Source organism: Haloechinothrix aidingensis (genome assembly GCF_013450155.1).
In the GTDB taxonomy this organism is placed as follows: Bacteria; Actinomycetota; Actinomycetes; order Mycobacteriales; family Pseudonocardiaceae; genus Haloechinothrix; species Haloechinothrix aidingensis.
On the sequence record NZ_JACCKD010000002.1, the window covers coordinates 621,805 to 637,144 of the forward strand.

Annotated in this window: 16 protein-coding genes; 8 read left to right on the top strand and 8 right to left on the bottom strand. The window is 69.0% G+C overall.

Annotation, left to right across the window (positions count from 1 at the left end):
* The first annotated feature begins 454 nt into the window (after window positions 1-454).
* Together H0B56_RS07340 and H0B56_RS07345 are read left to right on the top strand one after the other, a co-directional pair.
* The gene (locus tag H0B56_RS07340) at window positions 455-1,387 is read left to right on the top strand and encodes a diacylglycerol kinase family protein (protein ID WP_180892154.1); all 933 of its coding nucleotides are present in this window, start codon (window positions 455-457) and stop codon (window positions 1,385-1,387) included.
* 315 nt (window positions 1,388-1,702) lie between these two features.
* Window positions 1,703-1,954: a WhiB family transcriptional regulator gene (locus H0B56_RS07345; RefSeq protein WP_089299687.1), complete on the top strand. Its 252-nt coding sequence runs from the start codon at window positions 1,703-1,705 to the stop codon at window positions 1,952-1,954.
* A gap of 108 nt (window positions 1,955-2,062) precedes the next feature.
* Here the strand turns inward: H0B56_RS07345 and H0B56_RS07350 are convergent, their stop codons facing one another.
* The gene (locus H0B56_RS07350) at window positions 2,063-3,568 is read right to left on the bottom strand and encodes a histidine kinase N-terminal domain-containing protein (protein WP_180892155.1); all 1,506 of its coding nucleotides are present in this window, start codon (window positions 3,566-3,568) and stop codon (window positions 2,063-2,065) included.
* 206 nt (window positions 3,569-3,774) lie between these two features.
* On the opposite strand from H0B56_RS07350, the gene H0B56_RS23600 reads away from it, so the two are divergent.
* Window positions 3,775-3,849 carry a 50S ribosomal protein bL37 gene (locus tag H0B56_RS23600; RefSeq protein ID WP_425432264.1) on the top strand — a complete coding sequence of 25 codons (75 nt, stop codon included), beginning with the start codon at window positions 3,775-3,777 and terminating at the stop codon, window positions 3,847-3,849.
* A 75-nt stretch (window positions 3,850-3,924) separates the two neighbouring features.
* Here the strand turns inward: H0B56_RS23600 and rsrA are convergent, their stop codons facing one another.
* Together rsrA and H0B56_RS07360 are read right to left on the bottom strand one after the other, a co-directional pair.
* The gene (rsrA, locus tag H0B56_RS07355; protein ID WP_180892156.1) at window positions 3,925-4,242 is read right to left on the bottom strand and encodes a mycothiol system anti-sigma-R factor; all 318 of its coding nucleotides are present in this window, start codon (window positions 4,240-4,242) and stop codon (window positions 3,925-3,927) included.
* Window positions 4,239-4,844 (bottom strand): sigma-70 family RNA polymerase sigma factor, encoded by a 606-nt coding sequence (locus tag H0B56_RS07360; RefSeq protein WP_246360913.1) that lies wholly within the window; start codon window positions 4,842-4,844, stop codon window positions 4,239-4,241. The genes rsrA and H0B56_RS07360 overlap by 4 nt, the downstream gene beginning before the upstream one ends.
* Window positions 4,845-5,264: 420 nt before the next feature.
* Here H0B56_RS07360 and H0B56_RS07365 point away from each other — a divergent pair, with 420 nt between their 5' ends.
* Window positions 5,265-5,921 carry a DUF899 domain-containing protein gene (locus H0B56_RS07365; protein ID WP_180892157.1) on the top strand — a complete coding sequence of 219 codons (657 nt, stop codon included), beginning with the start codon at window positions 5,265-5,267 and terminating at the stop codon, window positions 5,919-5,921.
* 49 nt (window positions 5,922-5,970) lie between these two features.
* Here H0B56_RS07365 and H0B56_RS07370 read toward each other — a convergent pair whose 3' ends face one another.
* Together H0B56_RS07370 and H0B56_RS07375 are read right to left on the bottom strand one after the other, a co-directional pair.
* Window positions 5,971-6,588: an alpha/beta hydrolase family protein gene (locus tag H0B56_RS07370; RefSeq protein WP_180892158.1), complete on the bottom strand. Its 618-nt coding sequence runs from the start codon at window positions 6,586-6,588 to the stop codon at window positions 5,971-5,973.
* Window positions 6,585-7,412, bottom strand: a complete 828-nt coding sequence (locus H0B56_RS07375; RefSeq protein WP_180892159.1) for an SOS response-associated peptidase — start codon at window positions 7,410-7,412, stop codon at window positions 6,585-6,587. The genes H0B56_RS07370 and H0B56_RS07375 overlap by 4 nt, the downstream gene beginning before the upstream one ends.
* Before the next feature lie 212 nt (window positions 7,413-7,624).
* Here H0B56_RS07375 and rsgA point away from each other — a divergent pair, with 212 nt between their 5' ends.
* Together rsgA and H0B56_RS07385 are read left to right on the top strand one after the other, a co-directional pair.
* Window positions 7,625-8,650 carry a ribosome small subunit-dependent GTPase A gene (gene rsgA, locus H0B56_RS07380; RefSeq protein ID WP_180892160.1) on the top strand — a complete coding sequence of 342 codons (1,026 nt, stop codon included), beginning with the start codon at window positions 7,625-7,627 and terminating at the stop codon, window positions 8,648-8,650.
* A gap of 222 nt (window positions 8,651-8,872) precedes the next feature.
* The gene (locus tag H0B56_RS07385; RefSeq protein ID WP_180892161.1) at window positions 8,873-9,760 is read left to right on the top strand and encodes an SCO4651 family lipoprotein; all 888 of its coding nucleotides are present in this window, start codon (window positions 8,873-8,875) and stop codon (window positions 9,758-9,760) included.
* A 282-nt stretch (window positions 9,761-10,042) separates the two neighbouring features.
* Here the strand turns inward: H0B56_RS07385 and pruA are convergent, their stop codons facing one another.
* The 3 genes from pruA to H0B56_RS07400 form a co-directional block, all read right to left on the bottom strand.
* Window positions 10,043-11,671, bottom strand: a complete 1,629-nt coding sequence (gene pruA / locus H0B56_RS07390) for an L-glutamate gamma-semialdehyde dehydrogenase (protein WP_180892162.1) — start codon at window positions 11,669-11,671, stop codon at window positions 10,043-10,045.
* A gap of 185 nt (window positions 11,672-11,856) precedes the next feature.
* Window positions 11,857-12,369, bottom strand: a complete 513-nt coding sequence (locus tag H0B56_RS07395) for a DUF6912 family protein (RefSeq protein WP_180892163.1) — start codon at window positions 12,367-12,369, stop codon at window positions 11,857-11,859.
* Entirely contained in the window at window positions 12,366-13,772 is a 1,407-nt protein-coding gene (locus H0B56_RS07400) for a WS/DGAT/MGAT family O-acyltransferase (RefSeq protein WP_180892164.1), read from the bottom strand. The genes H0B56_RS07395 and H0B56_RS07400 overlap by 4 nt, the downstream gene beginning before the upstream one ends.
* Window positions 13,773-13,899: 127 nt before the next feature.
* On the opposite strand from H0B56_RS07400, the gene H0B56_RS07405 reads away from it, so the two are divergent.
* Both H0B56_RS07405 and H0B56_RS07410 read left to right on the top strand, forming a co-directional pair.
* A complete protein-coding gene (locus H0B56_RS07405; RefSeq protein ID WP_425484503.1) occupies window positions 13,900-14,670 on the top strand; it encodes a TrmH family RNA methyltransferase in 771 nt (256 codons plus the stop codon).
* Between the two features lie 113 nt (window positions 14,671-14,783).
* Window positions 14,784-15,335, top strand: a complete 552-nt coding sequence (locus tag H0B56_RS07410; RefSeq protein WP_180892166.1) for an Rv3235 family protein — start codon at window positions 14,784-14,786, stop codon at window positions 15,333-15,335.
* Window positions 15,336-15,340 lie beyond the last annotated feature (5 nt).

The window sequence follows — 15,340 nt, forward strand, 5'->3', positions numbered from 1 at the left end:
CAGCGTCCCGAGCGTCCCGGGCGTCCAGAACACCGCCCCGTCCCCCCGTCACGACCGGCATGCGGGAACATAGAACGGTGGTCCTGCCGGGACTCTTGCCGCGGCTCCTGTCGGGGCTCCTGCCGGGGCCACCACGAGACCTGCAGGGGCATATGACTGTCCGTAGTAAGCCCACGTGGTGAATCACTCGGTTGGCCGTTTTGCCATGGGCGTCGCAGGCGCGAGGATCAAACCGTCGTCGGTGAGCTGGCGGTCGCCGGGGTGCACTCATCACGACACGACACGCGGACGATCGGGTCGGCACGGCGCCTCGACCGGCCCCGCCCGCGACGGGTACGCGACCGGAACGGGAGTGGAGGTCACGCCGCGGGGTGCGGGTGCGCTCCCCGCGAAGCGAACGGCAGCTTCCGGGGGACATGCACGCTCACCCCCTCGGGGGACGTACGCTACATGTGTGCGCGCTTTGCTCATCGTGAACCCGCGGGCCACGTCCACGACACCGGGTGTCCGGGACGTCATCAGCCATGCGCTGGCCAGCAGGCTCACGTTGACCGTCGCGGAGACATCCCATCGTGGCCACGCTGCGGAGCTCGCCGCGACGGCACACCAGGCAGGCACCGATCTCGTCGTCGCGCACGGCGGGGACGGCACGGTCAACGAGATCGTCAACGGGATGCTGGGCGACGACGGCCTGTACACGCGCGACACGCAACGGCGCAGTGCACCGATGATCGCCGTCGTCCCCGGCGGGTCGGCCAACGTGTTCGCCAGGTCACTCGGCCTGCCACCCGACCCCCTCGAGACGACCCACCTGCTTCTCGAGGCCATCGCGTCCGGAAGCACAAGGCGCATCGGCCTCGGATCGGCGAACGGCAGGTTGTTCACGTTCAGTGCCGGGCTCGGCTGGGACGCCGACGTTGTCGCCGGGGTCGACCGGCGACGTGGCAAGCAAGCGAGCCCGTCGCTCTACACGCGCGTGGCGGCAGCCTGCTACTTCCGGCCGCCACAGGGCAGACCACCGTTGACGGTCAGCATCGCCGGGGAAGCCGAGACGACCGTGCGCACCGTGTTCGTCTCCAACACCGACCCGTGGAGCTACCTGGGCAGCAGGCCGATCCGCCTCAACCCCGACTGCTCGTTCGATACCGGCCTCGGCGTGTTCGGCCTGCGCAGCCTGGCCCTACCCCGGGTGCTCGGACACCTTCGTCGCGCGCTGAGCGGCAAGGGCGTGCGCCGCGGTCGCGGGCTCGTGCAGCACGACAACGTGGAAAAACTGAGCGTACACGCCGATGATCCGGTAAACTTTCAGGTTGATGGGGATTACGTGGGTAGGGAGTCCACGGTCGAGTTCACCAGCGCCCCTCAAGCGCTGACCGTGCTCGTATGAGACTCGCGTCCTCCGCGCCGTCGTGCGCTGCGCGGCCCACGTGATCGTCCCGGCCAATCTGCCGTTGACCACTCGGCGATGCATGGCAGCCGTTCACAGCATCCCGCTTGGCACAGGCACGGCCACAAGCCGAGATTGACAAAGGAACCTGCAGGTCAGGGCAGTAGCTCGCCCGGGTGAGCTCACTCACCGATCTTGCAAAAACCCTTGCCCGATTCGGCGCTTCGTGAAAGCATTCACAAGCACCCCGAGAAGAACGACCGCCATGACGACCGTGGCGCGGCTCATCCGCGTCGCCACGAAGGAGCTCACGAAATGGACTGGCGCCACCACGCGGCCTGCCGAGACGAGGACCCGGAGCTGTTCTTTCCCGTGGGCACCACGGGTCCTGCACTCGTGCAGGAGGCCGAGGCGAAAGCCGTGTGCCACCGCTGCACCGTCGCATCCGATTGCCTGGCCTGGGCACTGGCAACCGGGCAGGATTCCGGCGTGTGGGGCGGCATGAGCGAGGACGAACGGCGTGCCTTGAAGCGCCGTCGTGCCAACGTTGGCATGCGCACCGCCTGAGAAGAGGCCTTTCTCAACGTAGTGATCGACTAAGCCGGTGCCACCCCCGTGGTGGCACCGGCTTCAGTATCGCACAGGTCCCCGACGGGCCGGACAGCGCGTGGCGTACTAGAGCCTGCGCACCAGGGGGATCCGGACCGAAGCCTGGGTTCCGTGCGGCTCGCGCGCACTGATCGACAGTGACCCGCGCAGCTCGGACGTCACCAGGGTACGCACGATCTGCAGTCCCAGCCCGTCCGCGGTCTCCACGGAGAAGTCGTCGGGAAGGCCACGGCCGTCGTCGGAGATCGTGACATCCAGCCACCGGGCCGACCGCCGCGCGTGCACGATCACCTTTCCCGCGCTCCCCTCCGGGAAGGCGTGTTCGACAGCGTTCTGCACCAGCTCGGACAGCACCATCACCAGGGGCGTCGCGATGTCGGCGACCACGACCCCGAACGATCCCTCCCTGCTCAGCTGCAGCGGCGACTCCGCTGTGGTGATCTCGCCGAGCATCGGCAGCACCTTGTCCAGCAGGTGATCGAGGTCCACCCGCTCGTCCACGGATACCGACAACGACTCGTGCACCATCGCGATCGACGAGACCCGCCGCACCGACTCCTCGAGCGCCTGCCGTGCCTGCGTGCTCGACGTACGGCGGGACTGCAGGCGCAGCAGTGTGGCGACGGTCTGCAGGTTGTTCTTGACCCTGTGGTGGATCTCCCGGATCGTCGCGTCCTTGCTGAGCAGCGCACGATCCCGGCGCTTGACCTCGGTCACGTCCCGCACCAGAACCAGCGCCCCCGCAGCCACCCCGGACGGGCGCAGCGGTATCGCCCGGAAAAGCACGGCCGCACCGGGCCGCGACTCGGCCTCCGCGCGGCTCCCTGGCCGCCCCTCGAGCGCGTCGTGGATGCGATGCGCGATCTCGGTGGCATCGAACGGGTCGGCGATCAGGGACTTCGTGAGCGGGACCAACCGCTCACCGACCAGGTCGGCCTCGTGCCCCATCCGGTGATAGGCGGACAGACCGTTCGGGCTCGCGAAGACCACGGTCCCGGACCCGTCCAGCCGGATGAAACCGTCTCCCACCCGCGGGCTGGTGTGCACGCCGGTCAGCGACTCGGGGTTCGGGAAGCTCCCGTCGGCGATCATCTGGCACAGGTCCGCGGCACTGCCGAGATAGGCGATCTCGAGAGAGCTGGGCACGCGCGGCGTGACGAGCGTGGACTCCCGGCTCAGCACGGCGATGACCTGCCCCCGGAACGAGATCGGGATCGCTTCCCTGCGCATCGGCACGTCGTGTAACCAGTGCGGATCCTCCTCCCGGAAGATGCGCACCTCCCGGATCGCCCGCGCCAGCTGCGGGTAGTCGGTAATCGTCAGGCGCGTGTCGACGACGTCCTCCGGGTGCGCCGTCGGCCCGGTGGTGGGGCGTGCCTGGGCGGCACACACGAACTCCGTACCGCTGTCTACGCGCCCCTCCTCGTTGCCGTAGATCGGCACCCACATGAGGAAGTCGGCGAACGACAGATCGGCGAGCAGCTGCCACTCGGCGACGACCGTCTGCAGGTGATCGGCTGCTTCCCCGGACAGGCCCGTGTGCTCGGCGAGCAGATCGGCAAGCGTGGACACCTCCCCATCCAATCAAACCGGCAGGCCCACCCCCACACGGCTCGCCAGCACGCCGCCGGCATGCCAGACTGGGCCGGGCTCACGGGTCCTCGGTCGGCCGGCACAGCGGCGATCCGGGCCCGCGAGCCGGCTCAGCTGTGCTGCAGACGCGGAACGCGACACCGGCCGACACCCGCGGTGGTGATGTGGCCGAGTTAGGAGGCACTGTGTCCAAACGCACGCGCAAGCGGCGGATGAAGAAGAAGAACGCCGCCAACCACGGCAAGAAGCCGCACTCCTAGACCGGCCGGTTCGGGTGGGGCGTGCCGGGCACGGCTCGGCTCTGCCCGCGCGCCCCGCCCGCGGGGACGATCCCGCTATTCAGTGCTGCTGGTGCGTTCTGGCACATCCCCGATATCGGTGCCGGACCGCTCCTCCACCGTCGTACGAATGGTCTCCCGGAGCCGGTCCTTGAGCCCGTCCGGCGCGTGCTCCCCGCCGCACTTGCGCGCCAGCAGCTGCTTGAGCTGCTCGGAAATCCCGTACTGCTCGAGACACGGCGGGCACTCCTCCAGGTGCTTGCGCAGCTCGGCCTCGTGCTCCTGGGGGCACTCCCTGTCGAGCAGCCGGTACACCTCGGCGAGGACCTCCGTGCAGTCCGGCCCGTCCTGGCTGCCACAGCTGTCGCTGGTCATCGCGTCACCTCCGCGCGCGAATCCCGGATGAATCCCCGTTCGCGGGCGGTGTCAGCGAGCAGCTCGCGTAGCTGACCGCGCCCACGATGCAACCTCGACATCACGGTGCCAATCGGAGTTTCCATGATCTCGGCGATCTCCTTGTATGCGAAGCCTTCCACATCCGCGAGATATACCGCGAGCCGGAAATCCTCGGGAAGCCGCTGGAGTGCATCCTTGACGTCGGTGTCCGGCAGGTTGTCCAGCGCCTCGACCTCCGCCGAGCGCAAGCCGCCCGACGTGTGCCCGGCCACCTGCGCGAGTTGCCAGTCCTGGATCTCCTCGGTCGGCTGCTCGGCCGGTTGGCGCTGCCGCTTGCGGTACCCGTTGATGTAGGTGTTGGTCAGGATGCGGTACATCCAAGCCTTGAGGTTCGTACCGGCCTTGAACGTCCCGAACGCGCGGTAGGCCTTCAGGTACGTCTCCTGGACGAGATCCTCGGCATCCGCCGGGTTGCGGGTCATCCGCATGGCAGCCGAGTAGAGCTGATCGAGCAACGGCATCGCGTCACGCTCGAAACGTTCGATGAGCTCGGCATCGTCCTGTCGGCCCTCATCAGCCAAACCGGCTCCTCCCGATTCCGCGCCGGTACCGGACCACCACACCTGACGGCGGGCACGTCGCGACGCGGCCATAATGGGGTACGCATACGTCGCTGAGGATACGCTGCTCGCCTCGGAAGCGCCCGGTCGCGTCTCCGGTGCGGGGGTCGTCTCGGGGCTTGCCTCACTCGGCACGGTCTCGGTCAGCGTCGGCATGCCCGGTACAACACCGCGCTCGTACGGCACATTCCCCGCGACCGGACCGCGGCACGATCCACGACGTCCCTGGCGCCGTTACCTGTGCCACAATGCGCCCACGCCCGGTGGTCGGCCAGTACCGGCTCCGGCTCGCGGTACGGGTGGTGGCCCGCGGCCGGGGCATCGCGCCACACGGTTCCGGAGCGTACGTCCACCACCGCCGCATGGGGGAGGGAGCCTCGGATGAACCGCCCGCGGGTCGTCTCGCACGCCGAGTGGGAGCGAGCCCGTGACGCACTCCTGTCCGAGGAGAAGGAGGCGACACGACTTCTCGACGCACTGGCCGCCAAACGGCGCAGGCTGCCGATGACACCTGTATCGGGTGATCACACCTTCACCGGCAAGGACGGCCAGGCGAGTCTGGCGGACCTGTTCGACGGGCGCAGGCAGCTGATCGTCTATCACTTCATGTTCGAGCCGGGTTCGGAGCATCGCTGCGAGGGATGCTCCATGTTCGTCGACAACCTGCCCCACCTGGCGCACCTGAACGCGCGTGACACGTCGCTTGTGCTGATGTCGCCCGCTCCCTACGCGGAGATCGCGCCGTTCGCCGAGCGGATGGGGTGGACCGTTCCGTGGTACTCCGCCCATGGCAACGACTTCTACGCCGAGCTCGGGCAGGGGACCGGCTTCGCGGTGAACGTGTTCCTCCGGCAGGACGGCGAGATCTACCGCACGTATCACACGTCCGGCCGCGGAGTGGAAACGCTCGGCACGACCTGGACTCTGCTCGACCTCACCCCGCTCGGCAGGCAGGAGACCTGGGAGGACTCGCCGGAGGGATGGCCGCAAGAGCCACCCTACGCCTGGTGGCGCCTCCACGGCGAGTACGCCCGGTAGCTGCGCCCGCGACGTGACGGCACACGCACCCGCGGCCGGCGCCGGGGCATCACACGAGGGGACGTAGCACCCTGCCGAGCCATTCGCCGGTAGCGCGCCCGACCGCGTCGAGGTCGGAGTCGAGCGAGTGGTTGCCGGAGACGGTCACGATCTCGTGGTGCCTGCGGGCCTGGGGCACCCCGAACGGATCCTGCTCGCCCTGTACGACCAGGGTCGGGACCTCAACGGCATCCAGCTCACCCTGCCTGCTGCCGCCGTTGGGTCCCTTGCCGGGAGGGCGGAGCGGGAATGCCAGGCACAGCACCGCAACGGCCGCACCGTCGGCCGCGGTGCGGCAGGCCACCCTGGCGCCCGAGGACCGGCCGCCGAACACCATCGGCATGCCGTCGAACCAGTGCTGTCCCAGCTCGTCGGCGACGGTCAACCAGGCCTCGTCCAGCTGCCTTGCCGGAGCGGGCGCTCGACGGCCCGCCACCCGGTAGGGCTGCTCGACGAGCGCGACATGCACCCCTGCGTCGTGGGCGGCACGGGTGACCACGACGAGGTCCTTGGCATCGATATTGCCACCCGCCCCGTGCCCGAGCAGCAAGGCCGCGCTGCCCTCCTCCGCACAGTGCAGCTCGGCACGCGCCTGCCCGTGCCTGGTATCGATCATCGTGGTCGTCATGGCATCCCTGTTCCACCGGTATCGAACAGCGGCACCTGCTGCTGGGCGTGCTGCTGGGCCCGCTGCTGGGCACCGTCGACGTCGATCCGCTCGATCAGCTCGGGTCCGTTGTTGCGCACGTTGCCCACCCGCTCGGAGACCGGACGTATCTCCAGCCGCTCGACGACATCGGCAGCGGGCGGCGCCAGCAGCTCGGCGACGTCGCCGGAGTCCGGATCCAGCCACTCGTCCCAGAGATGCGGCGGCATCAGCAGCGGCATCCGGTGGTGGATATCGGCGAGCGCACCGACCGCATCGGTCGTCAGGACCGAGCAGGTCACGGTCGGCGACGCCGTGGAAGGCAGCTCCGGGTCACGCCAGGTCTCCCAGATGCCCGCGAACGCCAGCGACGTGCCGTCGCGCGCCGTCATGTAGTACGGCTGCTTGGCCGGCCGCCGACCCTCCCCGGATCCGCGCAGCCATTCGAACCAGCCGTCCGCAGGGACGAGACAGCGCCGCCGGGCCACGGCCTTGCGAAACGCCGGCTTGGTCGCCACGGTCTCGGCACGGGCGTTGATCATTCGCTGGCCGATCGACGGATCCTTCGCCCAGGACGGGACCAGGCCCCACACCATCCCGCGTACCCGGCGCGAAGCGGCCTCGGTGGTCAGGACAGTGCCGTCCTCGGCACGGGGATGCCGCCGGACCACCGTCGTCACCGGCCGTGTCGGCGCCACGTTGTAGCTCGGCCCGGGCGCGGCCTCCGTGTCCGTGACCTCGTCGAGTGCGTCGAACTCGCGCGCGATGGTGGCAGGGTCCTTTGTCGCCGCGTACCGTCCGCACATCGCCAGCCTCCTCGTCGACCACCCAGGCACCGGAGCAGCCGCCGTCGCTCGCCTCCCCAGCCACATGCCCGGCCACAAGCCGTGCGTGACCCCATCCTCGCACGTCCACACGGTGTGTGCGAGCCAACTCGCAACCTGACCACGAGTGGTCAGCCCGCGACCGGTACGGGATCATCGGCGGGGACGTCCTGAGTACGGAATGAGGCGACGCGTTGCGGAGCACGGACTGGCACGGCTTCGACGAATCCGACGTGCGGGTACGCCCCGGCAAGGGGTCACGCCCGCGAAGCAAGCGCCGACCCGACCACTCCGACGCCGCCCGCGCCCTGATCGTCGCCGTCGACCGCGGCCGGTGGACCTGTGCGATCGACGGGGACCCGCGGCACACCGTCACCGCGATGCGCGCCAAGGAGCTCGGGCGGACACCGATCGTGGTGGGCGACCAGGTCCGCGTCGTCGGCGACACCAGCGGTCAGCCCGGCACACTCGCGCGCATCGTCCGGGTCGACGAGCGAAGCAGCGTGCTACGCAGGACGGCAGACGACACCGATCCGTACGAGCGGGTCGTCGTCGCCAACGCCGAACAGTTGCTGATCGTGACCGCGCTGGCCGAACCCGCGCCACGTACCGGGTTCATCGACCGGTGCCTGGTGGCCTGCCTGACCGGCGGCCTGCGGCCGGTGCTGTGCCTGACCAAGGCCGATCTGGCCGAGCCGGGCCCGGTACTCGAACGCTTCGCCGAGCTCGACCTTCCCGTCGTCGTCACACGGCACGACGCGGACATCGCCGAGCTCGACGAGATCCTCACCGGGCGTGTCTCCGCGCTCGTCGGCCACTCAGGGGTCGGCAAGTCCACGCTGGTCAACCGGCTCGTACCGGACGCCGACCTGCGCACGGGAGAGGTCAGCGCGGTGGGCAAGGGAAGGCACGTCTCGGTCACCGCCGTCGCCCTTCCACTGCCGCACGGTGGCTGGATCATCGATACGCCAGGCGTCCGCTCGTTCGGTCTCGCGCACGTCACGCCGAGCGACATCGTGTCGGCCTTCCCCGAGTTCGCCGAGGCCGCCGAGGAGTGCAAACCCGGCTGCGGGCATCTCGGCGGCGATGCCTCCGGCGAGGACCCCGACTGCGCGCTCGACTCGGTCGTCACCGGCGGTGCGGCGACAGCAGGCCGGTTGAACTCGCTGCGCAGGTTGCTGCGTTCCCGGTCAGGGGCGGATCCCGGCGAACACGACTGACGCGCGCTCGGCGAACGTAGCGCGGAACTCCGTACGACCCTCATTCGTCCGAGTGATAGAACATGTCTGAATGGTTGTCCGTGACCCGATCCGCCCGGATTGTCTCACGGCTCGACGAGAACGAGTATCGTCCCTGGACAGGGCGACGCGGCCGGGCGGGGCTCGGAGTAGCGACGACCGTACGGGGGCCCTGGGGCCTCGACCAACCGACTTGGAGATTCGATGCGTAAACCACTCGTGACAACCGGGGCGGTCGCCTGCGCCGTGGTGCTCGGCGCCTGCGACGGTGGCGCCGTCGGCCAAGGATCAGCGGCTTTCACCGACGTCCAGGCGCTGGCGGGAGCGGCAAGCGAGAGCACGGCCGAGCACAACTCGGCGAGCTTCACCATGAACATGGACATGGGCATGATGGCCATGGAGGCATCCGGCGAGGGGCGATTCGAGGGCGCCGACACCGCCATGGCGATGACCATGAACGCCATGGACATGGACTTCGAGGTCCGCCTGATCGACGAGACGATGTACATGAAGATGCCGGACATGCCGGAGGAGATGGGATCCGGACCCGGCATGCGGGCGGACCCGGACAAGCCGTGGATCGAGATGCCTCTCGGGGACTCGCCCATGATGGACGAGGCCCTGCTCGAGCAGAACGACCCCCGGCACATGATCGAGCTGCTCCAGGAGTCCGGCGAGATCACCGATACCGACGAGGACGCGGAGCTGGACGGCGAGCCGGTGACCTACTACGCCATCGACGTCGATGCCGAGCAGCTCGTCGAGCGGTACGCGGCCGACCTCAGCGGCGAGCTCGGCGACGAGATGTCGGGCGTCGAGCTGGGCACGCTGCCGATCGAGCTCTGGATGAACGGCGACGACCTTCCCGTGAAGTTCGTCGCCGACATGGGGCCGTTCATGCAGGCGATGGCCGAACAGCACGGCGAGGATGTGCCTCCGGAGATGGCGGAGGCCTCGATGACCATGACCTACAGCGACTGGGGTGAGCCCGTGGAGATCGAGGCACCACCCGAGGACCAGGTCGGCGAGATGCCCCAGCCGAGCACGGGCGACGCCGAGAACTTCGAAGACCTCGAAGAGTTCGAGGAGTAGCCCGGTAGCGCGTGTCTCTTGATCCCCTCCGTCGCGACGAGCGGGGATCAGCGGAGTGCCTCGCATCGGGTCGCACTTGGCGGAGCCGCCGGTAGTGGTCTTCACCCGGTAGGGACGAGCACGGTCGAGAACGCAGCGAGGCGCTCCGCCGGCCCCGCGCAGCAGGTACGCGGGGTTGAGAGACACGCCCTGGGTTCGGTGGCCCGGCCGCGACGCCCGGCCACCGAGCGGGTGTCGCGGTGGCACCGACCCGGCCGGCCGGTGCCACCGCGACGCACCGCATCACCCCATGTGCGGGTAGGTGTGGTCGGTCGGCGCGTCGAAGTTCTCCTTGATCGCCCGCGGGCTCGTCCAGCGGACCATATTGAACAGCGAACCGGCCTTGTCGTTGGTGCCCGAAGCCCGCGCACCACCGAACGGCTGCTGGTTGACCACCGAACCGGTTGGCTTGTCGTTGACGTAGAAGTTCCCCGCCGCGTACCGCAACACCCGGTGCGCCTCGGCAACGGCATCCCGGTCGTCGGCGAACACCGCACCGGTCAGCGCGTACGGTGCCGTGGAGTCCACGAGGTGAAGAACACTGGAGTACTCGGCATCGTCGTAGACGTACACGGCCGCGATCGGACCGAAGTACTCCGTGGCGAACACCTCGTGATGCGGGTCGGTACAGGTGAGCACCGTCGGCTCCACGAAGTAACCGACCGAGTCGTCACACGATCCGCCTACCAGAACCTCCAGGTCGGGGTCACTATCCACACGAGACAGTAGCGCCTGGTGCTTGGCGAACGCGCGGTGATCGATGACAGCACCGCCGAAGTTCGAGAAGTCCCGAACGTCGCCGTAGCTGATGGTCTTGGCGACGTCGGCGAGCTGCTCACGCAGTCCGCTGTCCCACAACGACCGTGGCACGTAGACCCGCGAAGCGGCGGAGCACTTCTGTCCCTGATACTCGAAGGCACCACGGACGATCGCCGTCACGACTTTGTCCACATGCGCCGACGGGTGGGCGACGATGAAGTCCTTTCCACCGGTCTCACCCACGATTCGCGGGTAGGAACGGTAGGCGTCCAGGTTGTCGGCGATCGTGCGCCACAGCATCTTGAACGTCGCTGTCGACCCCGTGAAGTGCAATCCCGCGAAATCCGGATCCGCGAGCGCCACCCTGCTGACGGCGGCGCCGTCGCCGGTCACCATGTTGATCACGCCGGGCGGCAGGCCTGCCGCCTCCAGGATCCGCATGGTGAAATGCGCGGCGAGCTGCTGCGTCGGCGTCGGCTTCCATACGACCGTGTTGCCCATCAGGGCGGGGGCGGTCGGCAGGTTCCCGGCGATCGCCGTGAAGTTGAACGGCGTGATCGCCGTGACGAAGCCTTCCAGCGACCGGTACTCCGCCCGGTTCCAGGTGCCGGGTACCGAGATCGGCTGTTCGGCGAGGATGCGCCGCGCGAAGTGCACGTTGAACCGCAAGAAGTCCACCAGCTCACACACCGCGTCGATCTCCGACTGGTGAACCGACTTCGACTGGCCGAGCATCGTCGCGGCGTTCAGCGTGTCACGCCACGCTCCCGACATCAAGTCAGCCGCGCGCAAGAAGACGGCAGCCCGCTCGTCGAACGGCAACTCCCGCCACGCGGGTGCGGCGTCGTTGGCCGCACGGACGGCATCCGCGACATCCTGGTCGCTTGCCTGCGCACAGGAGCCGAGCACATGACCGTGCTCGTGCGGGGCGACGACGTTGAACGGTTCGCCCCGTGCCATGCGCTTCGTACCGCCGACGGTCTGCGGCAGCTCCCGCTTCTCCGAAGCCAGCTCGGCCAACGTGCGCTGCAACGATTCGCGTTCTGCGCTCCCCGGTGCGTAGGTGTACACCGGTTCGTTACGAGGAGTGGGAACGGACGTGATCGCGTCCATGGTTCGTTCGCCTCCCGAGGGTGGTGATGAGCCTTGTGGGCCGTTGTCCTCGATATCGGATCTGGCGAACCCGCCCGGGACGGGGGCGCACCATCGGTGCGCGACCCTCGAACGGGTTCATACGTCTATCGTGACACGAACCACCGGCCCATGCCCTCCCCTCGCGGGCCACGAACGTCGCCCCGCTACATCAGCTCCAGCAGGAACGGCACTTCCTGCGGCGCGTACCAGGCGAGCTCGTGATCCTCCACGTCGCCGAGCGCCAGCTCGGCATCCTGGTCGCCGAGGTCGGCCGAGTCCACCACCTCGGCGGCCACGCTCACCGCCGGCTCCGCCTCCGCGGTGTCGACGTGCACGGCGGCCACCGCCGTCATCGGTACCGACCCGGACAACCGCACCACGGCGTCATCGAGGTCCGAGCGAACCGTCACGTCGTCCAGGTCCGCCGAGACCACGACGCGGCGCGTGCGAACCGGGGTCCGCTCGTCGGCCACGTCCCGCTCGCTGGCGATCAGTCGCAGCGAGGCGCGCGCCGCCTCCAGCAGGGCCGCGTACTCGAGCTCCTCGGTCGAGCCGCTGGTGTAGAACTCCCGCAACGCGGGCGTCACCGCGAAGGCCGTGCCGTTGACGGGCAGGAATTCACCGCTGGAGCTGAGCTCGCTGAGCATGGCGATCGTCGCTGGCAGGTACACCCTCATCGCAGGGTCTCCCGGAGCTCCTCCACTGATTCCTCCAACATGGTCGCGAAAGCTTCGATGTCGTGCACCGCCTTACGGTCACCGTTCAATCCGATGTAGACACCACCGTCGTAGGACGTCACACCGACGGCGAGTGCGTGGTTGGGCACCAGCGGCACGATCGGGAACATCTCCGTCATCGGTGCACGCCCGGCGTACATCGGCACCTGCGGCCCGGGCGAGTTCGTGATCACCAGGTTGAAGATCCTGTCCGACAGTGTTCCCGCGGTCCTCGCCCCGAGGGAATGCAGGGTCGGCGGCGCGAAGCCACCGACCCTGAGCAGGCTACGCGCCGCTACCCAGCGACCCGAGTCCCTGTGCTCACCCATCGCGTAGCTGATGTGCTGCAGGCGCACGACCGGATCGCTCTCCCCGACCGGCAGGTCCACCAGGTGCGGTGCCACCTCGTTGCCCACGATCCCCGCCGAGGAGTACGCCATCGTGTTGGGGTCGACCACCGCGAGCGGGACGAGCGCTCGCACGGTGCTGTCCTGCGTCAGCGGCGTGTCACGCGTCAGCATCCACTCCCGCAGCGCCCCGCTGATCGCCGCGAGCACGACATCGTTGATCGTGCCCCCATGCCTCTTACGGATCTCCCGGTAGTCGGCCAGCCGGGTACGCACGCCCGCGAAGACCCGCCCGCCGGAGACCTCGACGTTCAGCGGGCAGGCCGGGGCCGGGCGGATCACGGTGCGCAACGCCGAGGCGACGTCACCGACGGCACCCGCGACCTTGCCGATCGTGTTCACGGCATCGGAGGCCACCGAGCGAGCGTTCTCCATGAGCAACCCCGGCTGCTGTACCCGCTCGCCGAGCGCGTCCGCGACGAGCTCCGTCCTGCTCGGCTCGTGCCGCGGCTCCCACAGCTCGTCGACGGGCTCGGCATCGGTCGGCACCGAGTCGAGGATCAGCTGACCGAGCTCGACCGTGCCGATACCGTCGACGACTGCCTGGTGCGTCTTGGTCACAAGCGCGATCCGGCCGTCCGCCAGGCCCTCCACGAAGTAGATCTCCCACAGTGGACGCCCAGGGTCGAGCGGCCGCGACATCAACCGGGCGACGAGCTCGTACAGCTGCGCATCCGAGCCCGGTTCCGGAAGGGCCGAGCGCCGCACGTGGTAGCTGAGGTCGAAATCGACGTCGTCGACCCAGACGGGGCGGGCCAGGTTCCCCGGAACGGACACCACCCGCTGCCGGTACCGCGGCAAGTAGACCAGACGTTGGCGGACCAGCGCGAGCACATCGCCGAAGTCGAAGCCCGCAGCCGGTCGGTCGAAGACGGCGAGACCTCCGACATGCATCGGCGTCGACGCGTCCTCCATATACAGGAACGCGGCGTCAATCGCGGAGAGACGATCGGGCATGTACCCGATCCTGACACACCACCCGGCCACCTACGCCCACCCGCTCACCAAACGGAAGGCTGAATGACGCTTTCAGCCCATCTGCGGGACTGAAAGCGTCATTCAGCACACGTGAGATGCTGGGGTGGTGACGGACAGTGGCTCGCCCAAGGATCGCTTCATCACCGTGTACGGCAGGAAGCCCGTGCTCGAGGTGCTCACCGACGACGAGCTCGCTGTCGACAAAGTGATCATCGCCGAGTCCGCCCGCGGCGTGCACCAGATCCGCAGGGCCGCGGCGTCACGCGGCGTGCGCGTGGACACCGCCAGCGCGCACCGGGTCAAGGTTCTCGCCGGCAACGGCAGGCAGGACCAGGGCGTGCTCGCCGACGTCGTCGCGCCGCGGATGCGGCCGCTGGCAGGCGCGCTCGACGCCCCGGGCGGTCCCGCACGCGTCCTGCTCGTCGACGGCGTGACGACGCCGGCCAACCTCGGGATGATCCTGCGCACCGCGACCGCGGCCGGCATCGACGGGATCGTCGTGCCGCGCAGGGGAGTCGCCTCACTGGACCCGCTCGTGGTCAAGGCCTCCGCGGGCGTCGCCTTCCGGGCGCCGGTACTGCGCTGCGCCACGGCGGCCGAAGCCGCGGGCACCCTCTCCGATGCCGGGTTCGAGCTGCTCGCGCTGCGCGCGGACAACGGCCGCTCGCTGTACGAGACGACGTTGCCGCCGAAGGCCGCATTCGTCCTCGGCGGCGAGTCGACCGGCATCAGCGAGCCGGTCCGGGAGCGCGTCACCGGCTGGCTGTCCATCCCGATGCACAGCGACGTCGAGTCGTTGAACGTCTCCGCTGCCGCCGCCGTGCTCTGCTTCGAGGTCGCACGCCGCGACGGGCGGGGCACCTACGCGCGAGGCTGAGCGCGCCGGCCTTCCGCTTTCACCCACTCGGTGCGGCCGTGACCGGACGGAACACGCTCCGGCTCTAGAAGGTGACGAACCGTCATCGGCACCCGGAACCGGGAGGTACGCACATGTCCCAGACAGCAAGGCAGGCACGTGAGACACCGCTCGTCCGGCCGCTCGACGCCTGCGAGCCGTATCGCGTCGCGCCGCAGGCCACCCCGCGCCACCAGGACCAGCTGGTGCTGCCGCTCGCCACGGCGTCCGCCGGGCACGGCGGTCCCGCCACGACGGGAGACGCCACGACCGGCGAGGCGCCGGGCATCCCCGACCCTCCTGCCCAGCCCGAGCTGCGTAGCCTGCTCACCGCACTCATCGAGGTGGCCACCGGCCAACGCTACGTCGCCCGGTTACGCAGCCGGCTCAGCGAGCCGGTCGTCCGGAAGTGGCAGGCACGTCCTCGGGTACCACCCGAACGCCGGTACGTACTCGGTACTGTGCACCAGCAACGGTGCGGGGTGCGTGCGCTCGAGGTCTGCGCGACCGCGCACGGGCGCACGCACGCGTTCGCGCTGCTCACCCGGCTCGACGCCCGGTGGCACGGCTGGCTGTGTACCGGCTTCGACGTCCTCCTGCCCCCGGCGGCAGGTTACGCGAGGTCGCGGGCGCACCGGGCCGCCTGATGCCC